This window comes from Paenibacillus sp. GM1FR (genome assembly GCF_002803315.1).
In the GTDB taxonomy this organism is placed as follows: domain Bacteria; phylum Bacillota; class Bacilli; order Paenibacillales; family Paenibacillaceae; genus Paenibacillus; species Paenibacillus amylolyticus.
Map to the genome: position 1 here is coordinate 222402 of NZ_MKZL01000067.1, position 18915 is coordinate 241316.

General features: G+C 45.5%; 18 protein-coding genes. 11 read left to right on the top strand and 7 right to left on the bottom strand.

Annotated features, from left to right (window positions below):
• Positions 1-35: 35 nt before the first annotated feature.
• Positions 36-518, bottom strand: coding sequence for an ArpU family phage packaging/lysis transcriptional regulator (locus PAEAM_RS31470; RefSeq protein WP_100530019.1), 483 nt, complete (start codon positions 516-518; stop codon positions 36-38).
• A gap of 887 nt (positions 519-1405) precedes the next feature.
• Between PAEAM_RS31470 and PAEAM_RS31475 the strand changes: the two genes are divergently transcribed.
• The 3 genes from PAEAM_RS31475 (at position 1406) to PAEAM_RS31485 (ending at position 4280) form a co-directional block, all read left to right on the top strand.
• Positions 1406-1849, top strand: coding sequence for a helix-turn-helix domain-containing protein (locus PAEAM_RS31475; RefSeq protein WP_082219000.1), 444 nt, complete (start codon positions 1406-1408; stop codon positions 1847-1849).
• Positions 1850-1891: 42 nt separating this feature from the next.
• Complete coding sequence (locus PAEAM_RS31480; RefSeq protein WP_036668810.1) at positions 1892-2308, top strand: ImmA/IrrE family metallo-endopeptidase; 417 nt, start codon at positions 1892-1894, stop codon at positions 2306-2308.
• A 172-nt stretch (positions 2309-2480) separates the two neighbouring features.
• Positions 2481-4280 (top strand): 5'-nucleotidase C-terminal domain-containing protein, encoded by a 1800-nt coding sequence (locus PAEAM_RS31485; RefSeq protein ID WP_100530020.1) that lies wholly within the window; start codon positions 2481-2483, stop codon positions 4278-4280.
• 601 nt (positions 4281-4881) lie between these two features.
• Here the strand turns inward: PAEAM_RS31485 and PAEAM_RS31490 are convergent.
• Together PAEAM_RS31490 and PAEAM_RS31495 are read right to left on the bottom strand one after the other, a co-directional pair.
• Entirely contained in the window at positions 4882-6666 is a 1785-nt protein-coding gene (locus PAEAM_RS31490; RefSeq protein ID WP_100530021.1) for a proline--tRNA ligase, read from the bottom strand.
• 370 nt (positions 6667-7036) lie between these two features.
• Entirely contained in the window at positions 7037-8983 is a 1947-nt protein-coding gene (locus PAEAM_RS31495; RefSeq protein WP_243391515.1) for an FAD-dependent oxidoreductase, read from the bottom strand.
• A gap of 435 nt (positions 8984-9418) precedes the next feature.
• Between PAEAM_RS31495 and PAEAM_RS31500 the strand changes: the two genes are divergently transcribed.
• Positions 9419-10090, top strand: coding sequence for a 3'-5' exonuclease (locus PAEAM_RS31500; RefSeq protein ID WP_100530022.1), 672 nt, complete (start codon positions 9419-9421; stop codon positions 10088-10090).
• Positions 10091-10147: 57 nt separating this feature from the next.
• Here the strand turns inward: PAEAM_RS31500 and PAEAM_RS31505 are convergent, their stop codons facing one another.
• The 3 genes from PAEAM_RS31505 to PAEAM_RS32095 all read right to left on the bottom strand — a co-directional run bounded on the left by PAEAM_RS31505 (position 10148) and on the right by PAEAM_RS32095 (position 12350).
• On the bottom strand, positions 10148-11119 hold the full coding sequence (locus tag PAEAM_RS31505) for a helix-turn-helix transcriptional regulator (RefSeq protein ID WP_165790125.1): 972 nt from the start codon (positions 11117-11119) through the stop codon (positions 10148-10150).
• A gap of 151 nt (positions 11120-11270) precedes the next feature.
• Positions 11271-11975 (bottom strand): hypothetical protein, encoded by a 705-nt coding sequence (locus tag PAEAM_RS31510; RefSeq protein WP_017690195.1) that lies wholly within the window; start codon positions 11973-11975, stop codon positions 11271-11273.
• A gap of 207 nt (positions 11976-12182) precedes the next feature.
• Positions 12183-12350 (bottom strand): hypothetical protein, encoded by a 168-nt coding sequence (locus PAEAM_RS32095; protein WP_165790126.1) that lies wholly within the window; start codon positions 12348-12350, stop codon positions 12183-12185.
• 330 nt (positions 12351-12680) lie between these two features.
• On the opposite strand from PAEAM_RS32095, the gene PAEAM_RS31515 reads away from it, so the two are divergent.
• The 6 genes from PAEAM_RS31515 to queF all read left to right on the top strand — a co-directional run bounded on the left by PAEAM_RS31515 (position 12681) and on the right by queF (position 16808).
• A complete protein-coding gene (locus PAEAM_RS31515; protein ID WP_100530024.1) occupies positions 12681-13136 on the top strand; it encodes a hypothetical protein in 456 nt (151 codons plus the stop codon).
• Positions 13137-13154: 18 nt separating this feature from the next.
• Positions 13155-13859: an AIM24 family protein gene (locus tag PAEAM_RS31520; RefSeq protein WP_036611462.1), complete on the top strand. Its 705-nt coding sequence runs from the start codon at positions 13155-13157 to the stop codon at positions 13857-13859.
• A 373-nt stretch (positions 13860-14232) separates the two neighbouring features.
• Complete coding sequence (queC, locus tag PAEAM_RS31525; protein WP_100530039.1) at positions 14233-14913, top strand: 7-cyano-7-deazaguanine synthase QueC; 681 nt, start codon at positions 14233-14235, stop codon at positions 14911-14913.
• On the top strand, positions 14910-15401 hold the full coding sequence (gene queD / locus PAEAM_RS31530) for a 6-carboxytetrahydropterin synthase QueD (RefSeq protein ID WP_100530025.1): 492 nt from the start codon (positions 14910-14912) through the stop codon (positions 15399-15401). Before queC ends, queD begins: the two co-directional genes overlap by 4 nt.
• The gene (queE, locus tag PAEAM_RS31535) at positions 15394-16167 is read left to right on the top strand and encodes a 7-carboxy-7-deazaguanine synthase QueE (protein WP_100530026.1); all 774 of its coding nucleotides are present in this window, start codon (positions 15394-15396) and stop codon (positions 16165-16167) included. The genes queD and queE overlap by 8 nt, the downstream gene beginning before the upstream one ends.
• A 149-nt stretch (positions 16168-16316) precedes the next feature.
• Positions 16317-16808, top strand: a complete 492-nt coding sequence (queF, locus tag PAEAM_RS31540; protein WP_076319044.1) for a preQ(1) synthase — start codon at positions 16317-16319, stop codon at positions 16806-16808.
• Positions 16809-16961: 153 nt separating this feature from the next.
• Here queF and PAEAM_RS31545 read toward each other — a convergent pair whose 3' ends face one another.
• On the bottom strand, positions 16962-17174 hold the full coding sequence (locus tag PAEAM_RS31545) for a hypothetical protein (protein WP_100530027.1): 213 nt from the start codon (positions 17172-17174) through the stop codon (positions 16962-16964).
• Positions 17175-17427: 253 nt separating this feature from the next.
• Between PAEAM_RS31545 and PAEAM_RS31550 the strand changes: the two genes are divergently transcribed.
• Positions 17428-18702, top strand: a complete 1275-nt coding sequence (locus PAEAM_RS31550; RefSeq protein ID WP_047841924.1) for an MFS transporter — start codon at positions 17428-17430, stop codon at positions 18700-18702.
• The last annotated feature ends 213 nt before the right edge of the window (positions 18703-18915 follow it).

Sequence of the window (18915 nt, forward strand, 5' to 3'; positions counted from 1 at the left end):
TGGATATTAAAGGATCAACTTCTTCAATCGCTCACTCAGCCCAGCTTCTGTCGCTCTTTGCGGGACACAGACAAAGGCTCCATATTAATCAGACCTCGATCTGACAGAGCCAGTGCCATTTTATAGAAAGCACGTGTACGAATCTTCGTATACGTATCCTTGCTGACAGGCGGATCAAACACATGGTTATACACTTTATAGTCAAACACATCATCGTCTTTCAGATATCGTTCACAGACGAGTACACGTTCCTTTTCACTCAGCCGGGATACAACAAAATCAATCGTATCGCAATATGCCTGACGCGCGCGGTGCAAGTCCACATTGTAGATTGCCGTTCTCGCCGTGGAATCCCCCGTCACATTGGTTGCACCGTGGAAACGCTCGGCGTAACTTGCCGTCACCATAACCTCTCGTTCTTCAAATGCAATGGTTTTATAGATTCGGTATTTTTCCAGCGCAGCTTCAACAGCTGTTTGCGTTTTGCGTCGGTCCAATTCGGGTAGCATCAATTCCATATTTATCTTCCTCCTTTAGTATTCTTTATAAAATAAATTTCTAATAGTTTCGCATGATCACTCCGATGACAGAACAACCTTCCGATGTAGCTTTCTTCAGGTTATTTCTGTCCTCTACGTTTCCGTTCAACTTATATAGGTAAACATGCAACCACTTCATCTTTAACACTTTCATTTCTCAACTCATATCACTCATTCAATGGTTCACATGAAATTGTTTTGCAATCGTAAACGATGACAAAACGCTCTTATTCATAGAGTTGTCCAGTTCTCCAAAAAAGTAACGACAATTCTTCAATTTTCTCTGTTGCCTTTTGGAATCAATCCAAATCACTATATTTCGCGGATTTCCATTGTTCGGAAGGTACTCCCCCAAACTCTAACCTGTATCAAGTTTACATTTTGTTCGTATAGTGTTCGTATTTCTATTTGAGGATACCACTTTCTGGAGATCGGAGTAAACCTTCATTTTGGTTCGTTTTGACGATAAAATAAAACCTTCGCTCTCATTTCCTATGCCTTTTGGCATAATTGTTTCATATCTCTTTACCTAATGGTATATATACGTTATAGTACTGTTTAATTAATGAACTTCCGTATAAGTCATTTGATTTTTATAAAGAAGCCACCGAGATTTTTAGGGAAGGGACTTAGGTGTGTATCACGCGCATACGCAGTGAAGGAGACGGAATCGATTCTGAAGAAGCGAAGCGTTCGCCTTTATCCCCGGATTTCTCCCTTTAGAGAGGGAAATAGGAAATCTGGGGATAACAGCGATCAAAAGAACGATCCGAATCCGAAACGGGCATTGAACGCACACCTACCTCCCCCATCCAACTGTCTTCTTTATAACTCAAGCACTTGTACGAATCGAAGGAGTTGGCATAATTGTGGAGCACGCTTTTGGTCCTTATATGAAACAACTGCGCGAGCAACAGGGATACAGCATCAATCAGCTCGCCGAAGCAGCCGGAATAAGCAACTCACAGATTTCACGTATTGAGAACGGGGTCCGGGGTGTGCCAAAACCAGCGACCATCCGCAAGATTTCAGATGCACTCTCGGTGCCCTATACAGAGATGATGAAGCAGGCCGGTTATATTGAACCAGGGAGTGCTGCTGAACTTCAGGACGTACCGGAATGGGCTACATACAAAGACCGTCGTGATTTCAAAAAGATGCTGGAGGATGATGATGATCTGATGTTTGACGGTATTCCACTCGATGAAGAGGACAAGAAACGAATCAAGGATGTGCTGACAGGTCTGTTCTGGGAAGCCAAACAGATGAACAAACGCAAAAAGACAGACGAATCGGACAATCGCCCATGAGGCACGACCCACTGAATTTAATGAGGCAGCAGGTGAGATCATATGGATGACATCGTAACAAAGCTGATTCGAAAACACCGGACCAACTGCCCGTTCAGCATTGCCCGCGCGGTTGGAATACAGATTCGTTTCACCAATTTGGGGAAGTCCACCAAGGGAATGTACTTTCGTAAGCTCCGGCGCAGGTTTATCGTCATACACAATGATTTGCCGCCGGAGTGGCAACGGTTCGTGTGCGCCCATGAGCTTGGACACGACCGACTTCATAAAGGGATTAATCGATTCTTTCTGGAGGAACATTCCTATTTTGCTCCAGGCAAGCTGGAAAGACAGGCTAACCGTTTTGCCATTCAATTGCTGACCTCCGGAGTGATGCCTGAACCGGATGAATCTTTGGAGAAATTTTGTTTACGTACCGGACTGCCGCGTGAAGCGCAGCATTTTTTTTACACTCTTTAAGAACATATGTTCTTTCCGAAGATTATATTTTCCAACAGCAGATTTACATGTCACTTTCAGGTTACTTATTTTTACGTAATTCGCGAGATTTCCTAATAATAGTCTGTTAAAATACTATTTGAGCTGTGTAAATGCTCAAGTAGATTATTATTTTGGGAGGTTTCGGAATCATATGAAAATCTGGAAGAATTACGTTTCACTTCTGCTAACGGTCTGTTTGCTGTTTGGCAGTGTAGGTATTGCCGCAGCTGCAACGGATACCACTCCGGGCACAGGTAAACACATTACCATTCTACATACGAATGATACGCATGCCCGTGCAGTTGAATCTTCACCTGCTATGGGTTTTGCCAAAGTAGCTGGAATCGCTGACAAATATCGTAGCGAAAACCCGAACACACTCTTGCTCGATGCTGGAGATGCTGTGCATGGTACAACATTTGCCACTCTTGTGAATGGTGAGAGCATCGTGAAAGTCATGAATGAAATGGGATACCAAGCCATCGTACCGGGTAACCACGAATTCAACTATGGTTCAGATCGCCTGATCGAACTGGCGGACATGATGAACTTCCCCATGCTGAGTGCCAACGTGAAGAAAAAAGACGGAACACGTCTCTTCGATCCTTATCTCATTAAAGAAGTAGATGGCGTGAAGATTGGTATCATCGCTTTGACTACACCGGAAACGTTGTACAAAACGAATCCAAAAAACGTAGAAGGTCTTGATATTACAGATCCATCTGCAGAAGCCAAAGTTCTGGTGAACGAAATCCGCAGCAAAGTAGATGTTGTTGTTGTTCTGGGACATCTTGGACAAGACGCGTCCAGCACGGATACTAGCTTTAAAGTTGTTAAAGAAGTTCCTGGCATAGACGTATTCATCGATGGTCACAGCCACACTGTACTGCAAGATGGCCTTGTATCCGATAATGGAACATTGATTGCAAGTGCAGGAGAATACACTAACTACGTAGGTGTCATCGATCTGTGGGTAGATGGTGGTAAAGTAACGAAGAAACAAGCAACATTGATTGATGAAACGGAAGCAAAAGACATCAAACCAAATGAGAAAGTCGCGACTCTCGTGAACTCCATTCAAAAAGAACAAGAACCTATTTTGAAAGAAGAAGTAGCCAATACAGCTATTCTGCTGGATGGTAAACGTGAACAGGTACGTGCAGGTGAAACTAACCTGGGTGACCTGCTTGCAGATGCCATTCGTGATGTCAGCAAAGCCGATATTGCATTGACTAACGGTGGTGGTATCCGTGCTTCCATCGAAAAAGGGATCGTAACCAAAGGTGATATCATCACAGTGCTTCCTTTTGGTAATCAAGTGGTAACCCTTGAAGTGAAAGGGTCCGATATTCTGGCAGCCCTTGAAGTCGGTGTAGCTTCCTACCCGGAACCAAGCGGTGGATTCCCGCAAGTATCTGGTATCAAGTTCAAAATTGATACTTCCGCTGCAGAAGGTAGCCGTGTACATTCCGTAACCGTTGGCGATAAAGCCCTTGATCCGGAAGCAACATACACGCTGGCAACCAATGATTTCACTGCTGTTGGCGGTGACGAATACACCATGTTCACCAAATATGCTACAACAGGTATGTACGGCGCGTTGGATGAAGCGTTGATCAACTACATGCAAAAGCTTGGCGCTGTAGACATCAAAACAGATGGTCGGATCAGTGAAGCGGTAAAACCTGCAGTAGAGCCGGAAACTCCGGCAACCGAAACACCAGCTCCAACCAAACCAAAACCAGAAACACCAAAACCGGAAAAACCGTCCAAACCAACACCAAGCAAACCAGCTCCAGCCAAACTGCATGTTGTGAAATCCGGAGATTCCCTGTACTCTATCTCCAAACAATACGGCACAACGTGGCAGGCATTGCAAAAGCTGAACAATATCAAAAATCCACACTGGATTTATCCAGGTCAACAATTGAAATTGCCTGCAGCTTCTTAAGCTCAGCAAAGTAAAGTGCATATAGGCATGATTGCTTATATGGTGCAACAACATTACGAATCTATCTTGTCATAACCAAAAGGGTGTCCCCAAAGCCAGATTACTGGTTGAGGGGACACCCTTTTGTATCTCCGTTCTTAAACATCAATCCACATCAGATACTTGAACATTTCCTGTGGACATATCCTGCTGATCCTGACAATCATCTGAGGTAAAAATAAACCCCAGCCTGGCCTTTAAGGGCCAACTTTATCATGTGCCTTCGACACCGAACTATATAAAAAATCTCCGGAATTACCGTATTCATGCGCTTATTGTACATTTAATTTCGACATCTCTGTCTTCTCAACATTGCATACTTGCACATAAATCTGTCTGAGTATGATCATCTTCAAATCCTTAATCATAAAATCATCTGTATACTAAATATATATGTCCAAATTTAGTTATTTCGTATGATATCACTCATAAAACCCTACCAAATTGCACGCCTTTAGCCCTCTTTTTCATGCTCACATTGGAACTCCAGCAATCAAAATCATCTACCGCATCATATTCGGTACTATTATATGAACTCATATAATTAACGAATCCCCTGAATTTAGGAAGTGAGCTGTTCCTTCACATAACGTACAGCTTCCTGTGCAGTCAAACCGATTCGTTTCGATTCACCTGATGCTGCAAGTGCGTGTGATCCCAGTTCGACCTGTCCTTCGGCTGCTCCTCGGCCAATAACGATCTGCACAGGCAATCCGATCAGCTCCGCATCCTTGAATTTCACACCCGGACGTTCATCCCGATCATCAACCAGTACAGAGTAACCGCCATCGATCAATTGTTGTTCCAGTTCGAGAGTGAGCTGACGCTGCTGCTCATCCTTCCAACTTACTGTAATCAGATGCACATCATATGGCGCCACAGCGGCCGGCCAACGAATGCCCTCATCTCCTGCATACTGCTCAGCTATAGCGGCCATCAGGCGGGATACGCCAATGCCATAACATCCCATGACTGGCGCGCACTGGCGACCATTACGATCCAGGAATGAAGCGCCCATGGCATCACTGTATTTCGTTCCCAATTTGAAAATGTGTCCAACCTCAATGCCTTTGGTAAAAACAAGTGGTGATCCACATGTTGGACAAGCATCCCCTTCCGCAGCAAAGCGGATTCGTTCTACTCGCTCCAATGCAAAATCAATGCCTGGGCGTACGCCGGAAACATGCACATCCACTTCATTGGCTCCTGTAATTGCACTCTTCATCACTGCCACGTCAGCGTCCACCACCATCGGCAGATTTAGTCCAATCGGACCCAGGAATCCTACCTTCAGATTTGGATGTGCCGCAATGGCTGCATCGTCTGCAAGGATCAGTTCCTCTGCCCCCAACACCTGTTTCAATGCGATGTCATTCAGTTCATGATCTCCACGCACAAGCGCAGCGACGAGCTGACCATCCGCCACATAAAGCAGCGTTTTGATCATATGTTCAGCACCTTTGCCCACAAAAGTGGTTAACTCTGCGATCGTACGAACGCCAGGTGTCGAGATACGTACTACGGTTTCCACTCCTGAATGTTGATCCGTTTGAAGCGCGGAGTCTGCATTCGCAGAATCAGCTGGAACTTCCAAGCTTCCTTCTTTTTTCTCCATATCTCCAGAAGTCTGATAACCCGCTTTCTCCAGATTCGCAGCATATCCACAATGTTTGCAGGTTACAATTGTGTCCTCACCCACATCAGCAAGAGCCATGAACTCATGTGTTTCTCCTTGACCGCCAATCGTTCCTGCGTCCGCCTCAACACGGATATAGTCCAGACCACAACGCTCTAGAATGCGACTATACGCCGTGTTCATCGCCTGATAAGTCCGATCAAGCTCTTCCCAGTCCGAAGCAAAAGAGTACGCATCCTTCATGATGAACTCACGACCGCGCAGCAATCCAAATCGAGGACGGCGCTCATCCCGGAACTTGGTTCCGATCTGGTACAGCGTGAATGGCAGCTTACGATACGAACTCACCTCGTCCCGCGCTAAAGCGGTTACGACTTCCTCATGTGTTGGTCCAAGAGCAAATTCCCGTGCATGACGATCCTTCAGACGCATCAATTCGGGACCATACTGTGTGTATCTTCCGGATTCTTCCCACAACTCCGCAGGCTGCATAATCGGCAGCAACACTTCCTGACATCCAGCACGATCCATCTCTTCACGAACGATCCGTTCAACATTTAACAATATACGCCGTCCAAGGGGCAGGTAACTGTATATCCCTGCTGCCAGTTGGCGAATCATGCCGGAACGCAGTAACCAGCGATGTCCCGCTGCATCTGCCTCCGCTGGCGCTTCACGTAATGTTGGGACAAGCATTTCACTTTGACGCATCATAACACACTCCTAATCTTCCTTTTTTTGTTATCAAATACGGCGCGTAAACAGCAAAAAGACACATCCGTCAAGGGACGAATGTGTCGTGGTACCACCCTTATTTAACTGCAAATTAATCCGTTCGCAACCTATGCGATCTGTAACATGCAGTCCTACGGGGCATAACGGGCCCTGCCGGCGGAGGTTGCAACCCTGTATGGGCATTCTCTTCCGCAGCTCGCGAGGTAGGAATTTATGAAGCAGCTACAGGAACCTTGCACCACACTGTTCCCTCTCTGTTGAAGCTGGCTTGCACAATCATGTCCTCGTTATAACGCTGTTATCATTTTTGACCACATTAGTTCATTTACAAGTAATTGTCAACCAATTAGTCGAATACAACTCCAGAATAATACTCCACTACATCACGAATGAGCATAAACGCATCCCCATTTGTAAGATTGTTCTTGTCAGCAATGCCAGCAAGCGTGTCGGCACTTATAAAGTTTTGTGTTTGCAAATGAGCAAGTGCCTGTTCAAGTGAAGTTTCCGTTTCTGAAGATCCCATTGCCAGACATAACATATACGCAGCCTGATCCAACGTTAAAGGTAGGGTTACGGCATTCTCCATATTTGCTAGAGCTTGGTCAGCACTACCTGTGTAGGCTTCTGGAAACATCGCTTGCATTCTTTTCAATTTACTTAAAAATCGTTCTGGATTCATTCCTTTATCCAGTTCCCAACCATCGTTATTATAATTGCCTGAAGTCATATACATACTCGCTGCAGCCAGCAATCCCTTGTAATCCTTATGCTCCATATAATCAGGCTGTTCGAAACGATGTACTTTCAGATCCATCCCCTGATTCTCCAGCATCTTACGTAATTCAGATGCTCGCTCTTCGGAAGTTGAGAGTTCGCGGAAGGACTCCTTATGGATATATGCCAGCTTGACCGCCGCTCCTGCTGCTTCTCCCTCTGCCATTCCCAGTGGGACAACTCTTGCACTACCGTGTGGGATTGTATCAAAACTTGCTGCACGTCCAACGACGAGCAAACCATCAACCTTTAGCGGTACAAGCGAGCGAAAGGGTACACCATATTGAATCGGACTCAACATAATCGTGCCGGGATTTCCAACACTCGTGCTCTGAATATCAATATCGTATGAGCCGTATCCAATGGCATCCCAATGATCACGATTTTCCATGACATCAGCTAATGTTAATCGGTACTCGCCATAGATATGACGTGATTCTCTCACGTAAAGCTCGTCTGCTGTTCCAGCATATTTTAGCCCTGCAAATTCATCATAATTTTTCTTCAGAAAATCAACAATTAGTGGGGCTTCTTTACGCCCGATTTCCAGACCTTTTTTCACAGATATCGGATCTAACGGATCTACCCCAAAGATTTGCATCGTATTAATCAAGATTGTATCATCATTTTGTCTTCCGATATTCAGACTGCGAATCTTAATATGTTGTGGATTGGAGGATTCATATTTTCTAGCATCACCGTACCCCCAAGCACTCATCTTATCAACCCCGGTTCCCTCTCTTTCCCTAAACTTTTGCCATACCTCATCAGTAACACCGCTTAACTTGAATACAAGCGTAGAGACCATTTTGGATTTACCATCTCCAATATCTTGTCTACCTATGGAGTATGGAACTCCTGCAGCGGCTGCAATATCCGCATCTTGCGTTGCATCAATGATGGAGCGGGTTGAAATCTGAACAGTTGTTCCATCTTCTTTAGTTATGCTCATACCCGTTATTGTCGTGTGATCTCCCGTAGATTGTTCAGTAAGGGGGACTAATTCCTTAACATTCATCAACAGGTCAATATTAGGTTCAGAACGAACCATCCGATAGAAAATGTTAGCCGCTGTATTGGTATCAAATGAACTACCCTCGATCTGGTCGAACCATTCCTGGAAGATACCTTTGTTCAAAAAGTCAGGCTGCCGCAAACTACTCAATAACTGCGGTTGTTCAGGGGAATAATTTAGATCCAGCGTATTAAGACCTCCCTCGGTCAACAATCCTCCCAACATGTTGCGATCTCTTGCTTCCACCAGCAATACACGCATCCCATTACGAGCAGCTGATAAGGCAGCAATAATACCTTCCGGATCCGTTCCAGCTACAATAACGTTATAGGAATCTTTCAGGTTTAGTGTAGATTGCACGTCCTCCAAAGGCTGCCATACATAATTATTATTAAATTTATAATTCTTGTTCCAAATATAGAATGCACCATATGCAGCGCTCATTAAAACAATAAACACACTGGCTATAATTGCTGTTATTTTCAATTTTCTACTAATCAAAGAAACAAACCTCCATATGTACTTTAAATTCAATAATACTAACTCGTGAAGTAGTTTTCCTATGTTATACCAACAACCGACTAACTTTTTCTCCTTTCCTACAAGAGTATGCTATAAATAATAAAAAACTCCCCAACACTTCAAACCGTGTTAGGAAGTTTTGATAATAAGACGGAAAATTCTACTTTTATGTTGCCATAAATACTAACAAAACATAGGAAAGTCCCTAACTTTCCTCATTATAACGACCACTTTTGGCGAAGTAAAGACTTACCAAAACCGGAAATGCATCAGAAAGATCATTAAACACTCAGACTGTTCGTTCATCCTGACTACAATGAATTCTCTGGCGATGGCTGACATGGCAGCACGTTCCCTGTAATATAGAGAAATAGAAATCTATCACAGGTATTAATCGATAAAGGAGCTTGTCCTATGCCATATATCATATATGATCTTGAATTCACGGTAAGCCGCAATACTCGCTATTCTTCTGAAATTATTGATATCGGTGCCGTCAAAGTTACGGAAAGTGCGGATGGATTGGTCGTAATGGATACGTTCCATACGTATGTTCGTCCTTCCAATAAGTCTGTTCTGTCCACTGACACGATTCAGTTTACAGGTATCACCCAGAAAGATATTGATGCAGCCCCCCTTTTTCCGGCAGCACTGAATCAATTCATCGCCTGGATGGGAAGTGACCCCTATTACATGTGTTCCTGGGGACCCGATGACCGCAGCAAACTGATCTCTCATTGTCGCACCCATCAACTTGATGTGGCCTGGATCACTAATCATAACGATCTCCAGCAACAATGGTCCCGCACCATTCGTAAAGAGGGAAAGTTCCGTCAACTCGGACTCGCTCAGGCTCTTGAAATCTGTGGCATCGAATTCGATGGTACCCAGCACCGTGCCTTGGATGATGCCATCAATACAGCCAAGGTGTTTATGCATCAATTTGACCGATTCACTCTGGAAAACAACTGTGCAGCCGATGATGAGGGCATTACATCCAAGGTCGTCTATTCCAGCTCCACAGAAGATGAAGAAAAAGACTCTCCATTTGGCAATCTGGCAGGCCTTTTCAAAACCAAAGAGTAACCGTCCACAGCACAATACTTAATCATGTTTCGGCTTAGGATAGGTGGTATTCTAATCTCAACTTTTATTGTACATTTGTTGCCAATAGTTTAGGCGTTCTTTCATCTTGATGCGGTAGATTTCCGGTTCGAGAATTTCCGCATCAGGTCCATATTTAGATATCCATACGAGAAATTCGTCAACATCACTTAATATGGCTTCAAATAACAGGCTACCTTCCGGTTCAATGGTTAGGATGGGTCGCATAAAAAATTGCTCCTGCATCACACGCTCCACAGCATGGGGTGCAAATCGAATTTTGAACGCAGTCCACTCCGTACTTCCCTCGTATGCCCAAGGAATGCGGAAGTGCGATTGCATGAGATAATCCTCTTTGCGAAACGTGCGTGGCAATATCCGTATCTTTTGCAGCCGGCTCACCTGAAATATTCGAAGTTTCTCCGACAGGTGACAATACCCTAACAGCTCAAATCTGTATTCACGAGGGATAAGACAGTAAGGATCTATACGTACGATCCCTTTTTTACCTTGAGACAGATACTCCCCTTCAATGGTGTTCTGTGAAATGCCAGCCTGAAGCAGGGTAATCATGGATTGATTCTGCGAATCGTTGTTTTCATTTTGCCATGCGGGCAATCCCGCTTTGAACAATCCACTAATTTGCTCCGACCATTCCACTCGTTCTGTTTTGTTTTTCTGACTCGCAGCAACCACTTTCTCATAAGCGCTCTCAAAAGCAGGTTTCAGCAAAGGACGAATATTCTCCATAACTTCAGCAAGATGCATGAAGGCTTGGGCTTCTTCATCAGACCAATTTAGCGGATACATGGCAAATTGGCTGATAAACATATACCCTTGCCCGTGTCCCATATTGGCGATCGGGATATGCATTGCACTGAGGGCCTCCATGTCGCGGTATATCGTCCTTTCCGTCGTCTCGCATCGCTGGGCGAGCTCACGTGCCAGTATACCCGGCTTGGCCTGCACCAGTGTGATAATGCGCATTAATCGGATTAGTCGGTCTGTCATTTTGCCGGACCCTCCACGATGTTGTTTCAATAAATTTGATACAACTCCATCCATTGTTTAATATGATATTGATACATACATTCGACCTTCTCCTAAACTTCACCTTCAAATATGTAGACTCTCTCTATACCGTCACCATCTGAAATCAACCCTATTCTCCTAATATCTTTTTTTCACGATCATGATATCCCGTTGTAAACGTTATCTCATAGTGATAACGTAGTTTTTCAACGATCTCGGCTTCCGCGTAATAGTCCAAATCTTGCTTCCGCGCAGCTTCAATTAACAACGCATCAGCATGGCGACGCAACATATTACTTCCCTCCTGAACCCGGCCTCTTTCGTAGGCGCGCAGGGCTTGTTTGATCAGGGGCACGGTTTCACTTAATTTGATCGTCTTCTCCACCTTGGGATCTTCCGGCTGTCGCAACATGCCCAGATGACTGGTGTACTGAATATACAACTGTTCTCTTCGTAACAACACACGTTGACTTTGCTTCAACTTCCTTGTGCTCCAGTAGGCTGAACATACGGCAGCTTTTCCTGATACACGGGGTCCCATGACGAATTCAAGCAAAATTTGTTTACTTTCTCCCTTGTACATATCCCCAAGCCTCAATAACCAGCCAATATCCGTTTCCTTGGAACGACATCCATAGATGCCTTTTAGCTGTACTCCATATTCCGGTTTGAGCAAAAGTTCCAAATCTCTTGATACAATTTTGGGTGCTATTTTCCTAAGTCTTTTGGCAGGGGCACCGTTACGCCACTCTACCATCATATATACGGGGTCGGCTCCCCCTGTCGGTATGGCCTCTTTATTCCACGAATAAGATACTTCAAAGACTGAGTTCACTGGTAGTCTCTCCCCCGATTTATATGTATTATCTTCTAAGTTATCAGGGTGAATGGACACTATATTGTCACGGAACACATGTTCTCATTAAATTTTTCCAATATATTAGTTTTATATCCCTAAATCCGTCTCAATACGACAATAAACGACGAAAAAACCTGGCACTAGGCCAAGCTTATCAATCACTTATCTATGACAAGTCCCAAATTAAACAGTAGGATGATCGTTTCCCATTTTGTGTAAATATTGTACACCATCTACTTCGTTTACCGGTGCATAGGTGACACTGTCAATGACCAGCTTACGCCCTACTGGCTCTCCATTAACAGTGATCATGATTGTTTTGGTTGATGTGTTCTGATCTGCTGTATACATATGTTTCTACTCCTTCATGTTCACGATCTTATATTCAATCGGATATATTGGTATCGTTCATTAAATTGCGCATTTGTGAATAGCATGCACCCGGAACTGAAGTAAAAGATCTGTTAAACGGTCCGGTGTGCTTGCCTATCGTTCTATTACCCGGCAGATTTGTAAGTTAAACAGCCTTGTTCCTAAATCATTTTAAATATTTCGGGTAATAACACGATATCATCTTGAACCCATCGTCCCGGTTTTGACGTATAATGTAAGAGCCGTATTTCAACAATAGACGACGAATTCGGCGCTTGATCTATCTAACCGAAGAAAGAGGTGTTAACGATGCCAAAATCCATTCAGGGTTATTTCATTCGGGTGTTATTCACCACATGCATTCTATTTACCGTTTCGATCGTTTCGACAGTAAGTGCTGCCAGTGCCAATATTTTTACGGATATATACAGTGGATGGGAGCGAGTCTCCGAATTGCCCGGAGAAGTGAACGCTCTGCAGGAAAGTTATAAGCAAACGATGGAGCAATTAAATCAAACGTCTGCTCAGTTGGGACAAGCCCAGGCCAATGTCGAAGCATTTAAGACCCAGAACGAACAACTGCTGGCTCAGAACCAGAAACTCACTGAAATGGTAAGTAAATTACAGGACGACCAGAATGCCAAAGCAGCTACCACCAAACGAATTCAGACGACGATCATCACTGTCGTTTCGCTCATATTGGGTTACTTTGTTCTGATTCGTGTGATGCGCTGGGGAATGCGTCGCCGTTCCGGCCGAGTATAAAAGAACAGGAGCAACTGCATGAACATACACCTGAACAATGCTGAAGCAAGCGGAGCAGGACAAGTCGTCACATTTTCACTGATTAAAGATGACCGCCTTCATATTTTGCATCCGCAGCAAATTGTGGCCTTCCGCGGTCCAAGTGGGAGTCGCAATGACAAATTCATGAATATCACGGGCATATATCGCAAAAAAAAGCTGATTAAATCCGAAATCACCGGACCCTGCCAATTTGTGGCTGCCCTGCCTCCCGGATTCACGATGAAGGAAGTGGAGCTCACGGAGGACAGTGATCTGCTCTACGACTTCCGCCACCTGTTCTTCTACTCGGATGGTGTAACCATGCATACCAAAATCCAGAAAATCAAAAACATGCTGATCACCCGTGATGCAGTGAAAATGAAATTTTCCGGCAAAGGCAAAATCGGATTGCTCACTCAAGGTCAGGTCTGCCAACAGGAACTTCATCCAACAGCGCCACTCTATGTGGATGCTGGCAGTATTATTGCCTATCCTGAAAATGCACATCTGGAACTCACCGTATATGGTAACAACCTTGCCAGTCAGCATATGAATTATCATTGGAAGATGACAGGACATGGATCTGTACTCTTTCAGGCTGGACGTGAGAATCACCGCTTGGAACAGGATCTTAACGATGAGGGACTGTTCAAACGAATTCTGAAAGAAGTGATCCCTTTCGGCAATGTATTGATCAAATAAGCTGTTAGTTGATGGAGCCGACCAATTAGCTGCCACTATGCTCCAGTGGGGTGGTCACCACACCGTTTCATGTTATAATGGTTCAGACAATTAAAGAAGAAAATCCATGCCTGTGGCATGGGAGAGGTTCGCGAACTCCCTCTATAAGACTTGACCATGTGATGGTCAGTATAAGTCTTGCGTACACGTTGCGGTCACCATGCAATCATGTACGTAAAAAACTAAGGACACTTACTCTTGCCTGCTTTTTTGAAGCGGTTATCGAGAAGGTGTGTTTTTTGATGGATGCCAGTTCATGAACTTCTCTGTTCTTCCGACACTCTATGCCTATGTGCATGGTTTGATCTCAAGAAGATAGAGAGGTTTTTTTATGTTGAACGAAGAAAAAGCAGTCGTTGTATTCAGCGGCGGTCAGGATAGTACCACGTGTCTGTTCTGGGCCAAACAACAGTTTGCCGAAGTAGAGGTCGTTACGTTTGATTATGGTCAGCGCCACAAGTTAGAGATTGAATGTGCAACAGAGATCGCACGTGATCTGGGCGTACAGCAAACGGTACTCGATATGAGCCTGTTAAATCAGCTTGCCCCCAATGCGCTCACTCGCACGGATGTGGAGATTACGCATGAAGAAGGTGAACTGCCGAGTACATTTGTAGATGGACGGAATCTGCTGTTCCTCAGTTTTGCAGCCATTATGGCCAAGCAAAAAGGAGCACGTCACCTGGTTACAGGTGTATGCGAGACGGATTTCAGCGGATACCCGGATTGCCGGGATTCATTTGTGAAATCGATGAATGTGACACTTAACCTGTCGATGGACTATCCATTTGTCATTCATACCCCGCTCATGTGGCTGGACAAAGCCCAAACGTGGAAGATGGCCGATGATCTCGGTGCTTTTGATTATGTCCGCGAGCGTACCTTGACCTGTTATAACGGCGTGATCGGCGATGGATGCGGAGAATGCCCCGCTTGCAAGCTGCGCAAAGCCGGACTGGATCGTTATGTACAGCAACGTACTGCTGCTGAATCGGCGGGAGTGGATATACGATGAGAGAGCCGGGAACATTCCGTATTGTAGAGCATCTGCAACGCATCGGAGAAGATATTCTCCCCACCCAGCTGCGCTATCACCGCAAACGTGTGCTTGTAAGCAAAGAATTCACCTTTGACGCAGCACATCACCTGCATTGTTATGAAGGCAAGTGCAAGAACCTGCACGGTCATACGTATAAAGTTATTTTTGGCATCAGCGGTTATCCGGGTGAAACCGGGCTGACGGTTGATTTTGGACATATCAAAGATATATGGAAAACTCAGATTGAGGGATATCTGGATCATCAGTACCTCAACGAAACACTTCCTTTAATGAATACAACGGCTGAAAATATGGTCGTTTGGCTGTTTGAACAGATGGAACATGCGCTCCAGACGGAGCCCTATGCTGGGCTGACCGATGGTGGGCGGACGGAGTTTGTCCGACTCTTCGAGACACCCACCAGTTACGCGGAAGCGAGACGGGAGTGGATGATCCATGAGTAGTGTGACACACCAGGTGAATGAGACGGGATCTCGCAAAGAGGCTCGTATTCCCGTGATGGAGATTTTTGGTCCGACTGTTCAAGGCGAAGGCATGGTCATCGGGCAAAAAACGATGTTTGTTCGCACCGCGGGCTGCGATTATCGCTGCTCCTGGTGCGACTCGGCCTTTACCTGGGACGGCAGTGGCAAGGACCTGATTCGAATGATTACGCCAGAGGATGTATGGGAAGAATTGCGCCGCGTTGGCGGCACCCGTTTCTCCCATGTTACCATCTCCGGCGGTAATCCCGCCCTGCTCGCTTCGCTGGGCGGGTTGGTTGTCCTGCTGCGGGAGAACAGCATCCGCACCGCGGTGGAGACACAAGGCTCCCGCTGGCAGCCTTGGCTGACGGACATTGACGAAGTCACCGTCTCGCCTAAGCCACCCAGCTCCGGCATGGACACCGATTGGGCCGTGCTGGATGATCTGATCGAACGGCTGGCCGCTGGCCCGGTAGAACGAAGTCACAGTCTGAAGATCGTGATCTTCGATGAGACAGACCTGGACTATGCTCGCCGTGTGCATGCGCGGTATCCGGGCACGGATTTATTTTTACAAACCGGGAACCCGGATGTGACTTCCGCCGATACGCCAGATCTGGCGTCCTCACTGCTTGCTCGTTATGAGTGGCTGATCGACCAAGTTAGTGCCTCCGATGACCTGAATGATGTTCGTGTTCTTCCGCAGCTACATACGTTGGTATGGGGCAACAAACGCGGCGTTTAATGGGCAGTATGGGTGAAATGGGCGGCATGATGTACAGATGAGGATGAAATTCACTCAGATAATAAAGAGAATTAATCAGGCAAAATTGCCTATTCATATATACCGCGAGGCTTCGGGCTTTGGCGGAAACAAGGAGCGTTTACGAACCGATGAGACAACCTGATGAGATGCAAGATGTGACGTTGCTGGGCAACCAGAATGTAAAATATACGTTTGAATATGATCCGGGCATCCTGGAGAGCTTTGATAACAAACATCCGTACCGCGATTATTTTGTGAAATTCAACTGCCCGGAGTTCACTAGCCTGTGCCCGATTACGGGTCAGCCGGATTTTGCAACGATTTATATCAGCTACATTCCGGATGTGAAAATGGTCGAGAGTAAATCTCTCAAGCTGTACCTGTTCAGCTTCCGTAACCATGGTGATTTCCACGAGGACTGCGTGAACATCATCATGAACGACCTGATCAAGCTGATGGACCCCCGCTACATCGAAGTATGGGGCAAATTCACACCGCGCGGCGGCATCTCCATTGACCCGTATACGAACTATGGTAAGCCTGGAACGAAATACGAGCAGATGGCCGACCACCGCATGATGAACCATGATATGTACCCGGAGACGATTGATAATCGTTAAACTGGCGGGTAAATAAACTCTGCTATAACTAAAATAAATTATAGGACACAGAAAAGCCGAACTCTTCAAAACCTGAAGAGATCCGGCTTTTTCTTTGGTTAGTATACACCTGTATGAGACTAAGTGTCTCAACGCAATTGGATCGCAGCGCATTCAAGTAGACTGATCTTCCTTTAGTGCTTTGATTTTTTTAATGTAATGTCTCAACATCAGCACACCAATCGATTGAAAAATGATAAATATGACGATGGCAGCGGATAGAGATTTCGGTGCAACATAGACAGCCTGAAACGTTATTACAGCCATATATATAATGGTCATCACCAACTCACGTTTGGTAGAAGCATAAGGTGATATCTTTTTCACATCCATCCCTCCTCTGGTCTTTTCACACATAAATATGGGTCTTCTTACAGTAGATGCTAAAGTAATACGTTTATTTTGTAAATGTAATGCTATTAATAAACACCTCAGAAATAGAGTTGAATTCATCAACGTTTTCCCTTGTTCCCCTTGTCGGTCCAATCAATCTATCCTATTATGTAACAATATGCTTACACGCATATATTACAACATCAGGCGCTGATCCCTCGTGACCGCGACCAAAGGAGAATTGTACATGTCTACACAAACCTCATTAACCAAGGACGCCACAGCGCGTTCGAAAGCCCCACCCGGATCGGATGCCCAAAGCACCGTTTACCGGATACTCATTGCCATCAGTTTGGTTCATCTCTTCAATGATTCGATCCAGTCGGTTATTCCAGCCATTTTTCCGATTCTGAAAGATTCTATGCATCTCACGTATACTCAGATCGGATGGATCTCATTTGCTATTAACTTTACCGCATCCATTATGCAGCCTGTCGTAGGCTGGTTTGCTGATAAAAAACCGACACCATCTATCCTGCCCATTGGCATGGGCTTTACATTTACCGGCATGTTGCTGTTGGCTTTCGCTGACAGTTATATGGCTGTCCTGATCTCCGTTATCTTTGTCGGTCTGGGTTCCGCCGCTTTCCATCCGGAAGGTTCACGGGTATCGCATATGGCTGCTGGTCAGCGCCGCGGGCTGGCACAATCCATCTTCCAGGTCGGTGGTAATGCTGGGCAATCCCTTGCCCCATTGCTTACACGCTGGATCTTTATCCCGTTTGGACTGTTCGGTGCCATTGGATTTACTGGCATTGCTGCCATGGGGATTGCAGTTCAGATCTACATCGCCCGTTGGTATGGACGTATGCTGCAATCGGGAGGATACCTGCGTAGACAGGCTGCTGCCCGTCGTGCACCCAATCCTGCTTTACGTAAAAAGATTACTGCCGCCATCACGCTATTGATCTTGCTCGTCTTTGTTCGTTCCTGGTATATCGCTTCCATTGGCAGCTTCTATGCGTTTAATCTGAAAGATACTTTTGGATTGTCCACAGAAGACGCGCAGATCTATATCTTCTTGTTCCTGGCTGCTGGAGCACTTGGCACGTTCTTCGGAGGCCCCTTGGCGGATCGATTCGGCAAACGTAACCTGATCTTCCTGTCCATGGCTGGAGCTGCTCCACTGGCTCTGTTGCTGCCCTATGCGAATCTGTTCTGGACAGGCGTACTGCTAACCATTATTGGTTTTATCATGTTATCCAGCTTCTCGGTTACGGTTGTATACGCGCAAATGCTGATTCCGGGCAAAATCGGAACGGTCTCGGGCCTGATCACAGGTCTGGCATTTGGTATGGGAGGCTTGGGCGCACTCGTGCTGGGGAACTGGATTGACGTCTTCGGCGTATCACCGGTAATGCAGATGTGCAGCTTTCTGCCACTGCTGGGGATTTTCACATTCCTGCTTCCATCCGATAAATTACTCAATATCTGGGCGAAAGAAAACGGTAGTGAAGAGTAAAAAATACATCAACAGGTGTGCACTTTTTATTCTATATTAGATCCAATCCTTACGTGGCAGCATCGCCCTTATAAGACGTTATTTTGCGCTAGCTATGATGAACGTAACCGCAAAAAATAGCCCTCCATATTGCTGCACATCGTAGGTTAAAATGGACAGTAAGAAGACCACCATTTCAGAGCTACACAGCAAAGGAGAGCTATCCCTATGAAG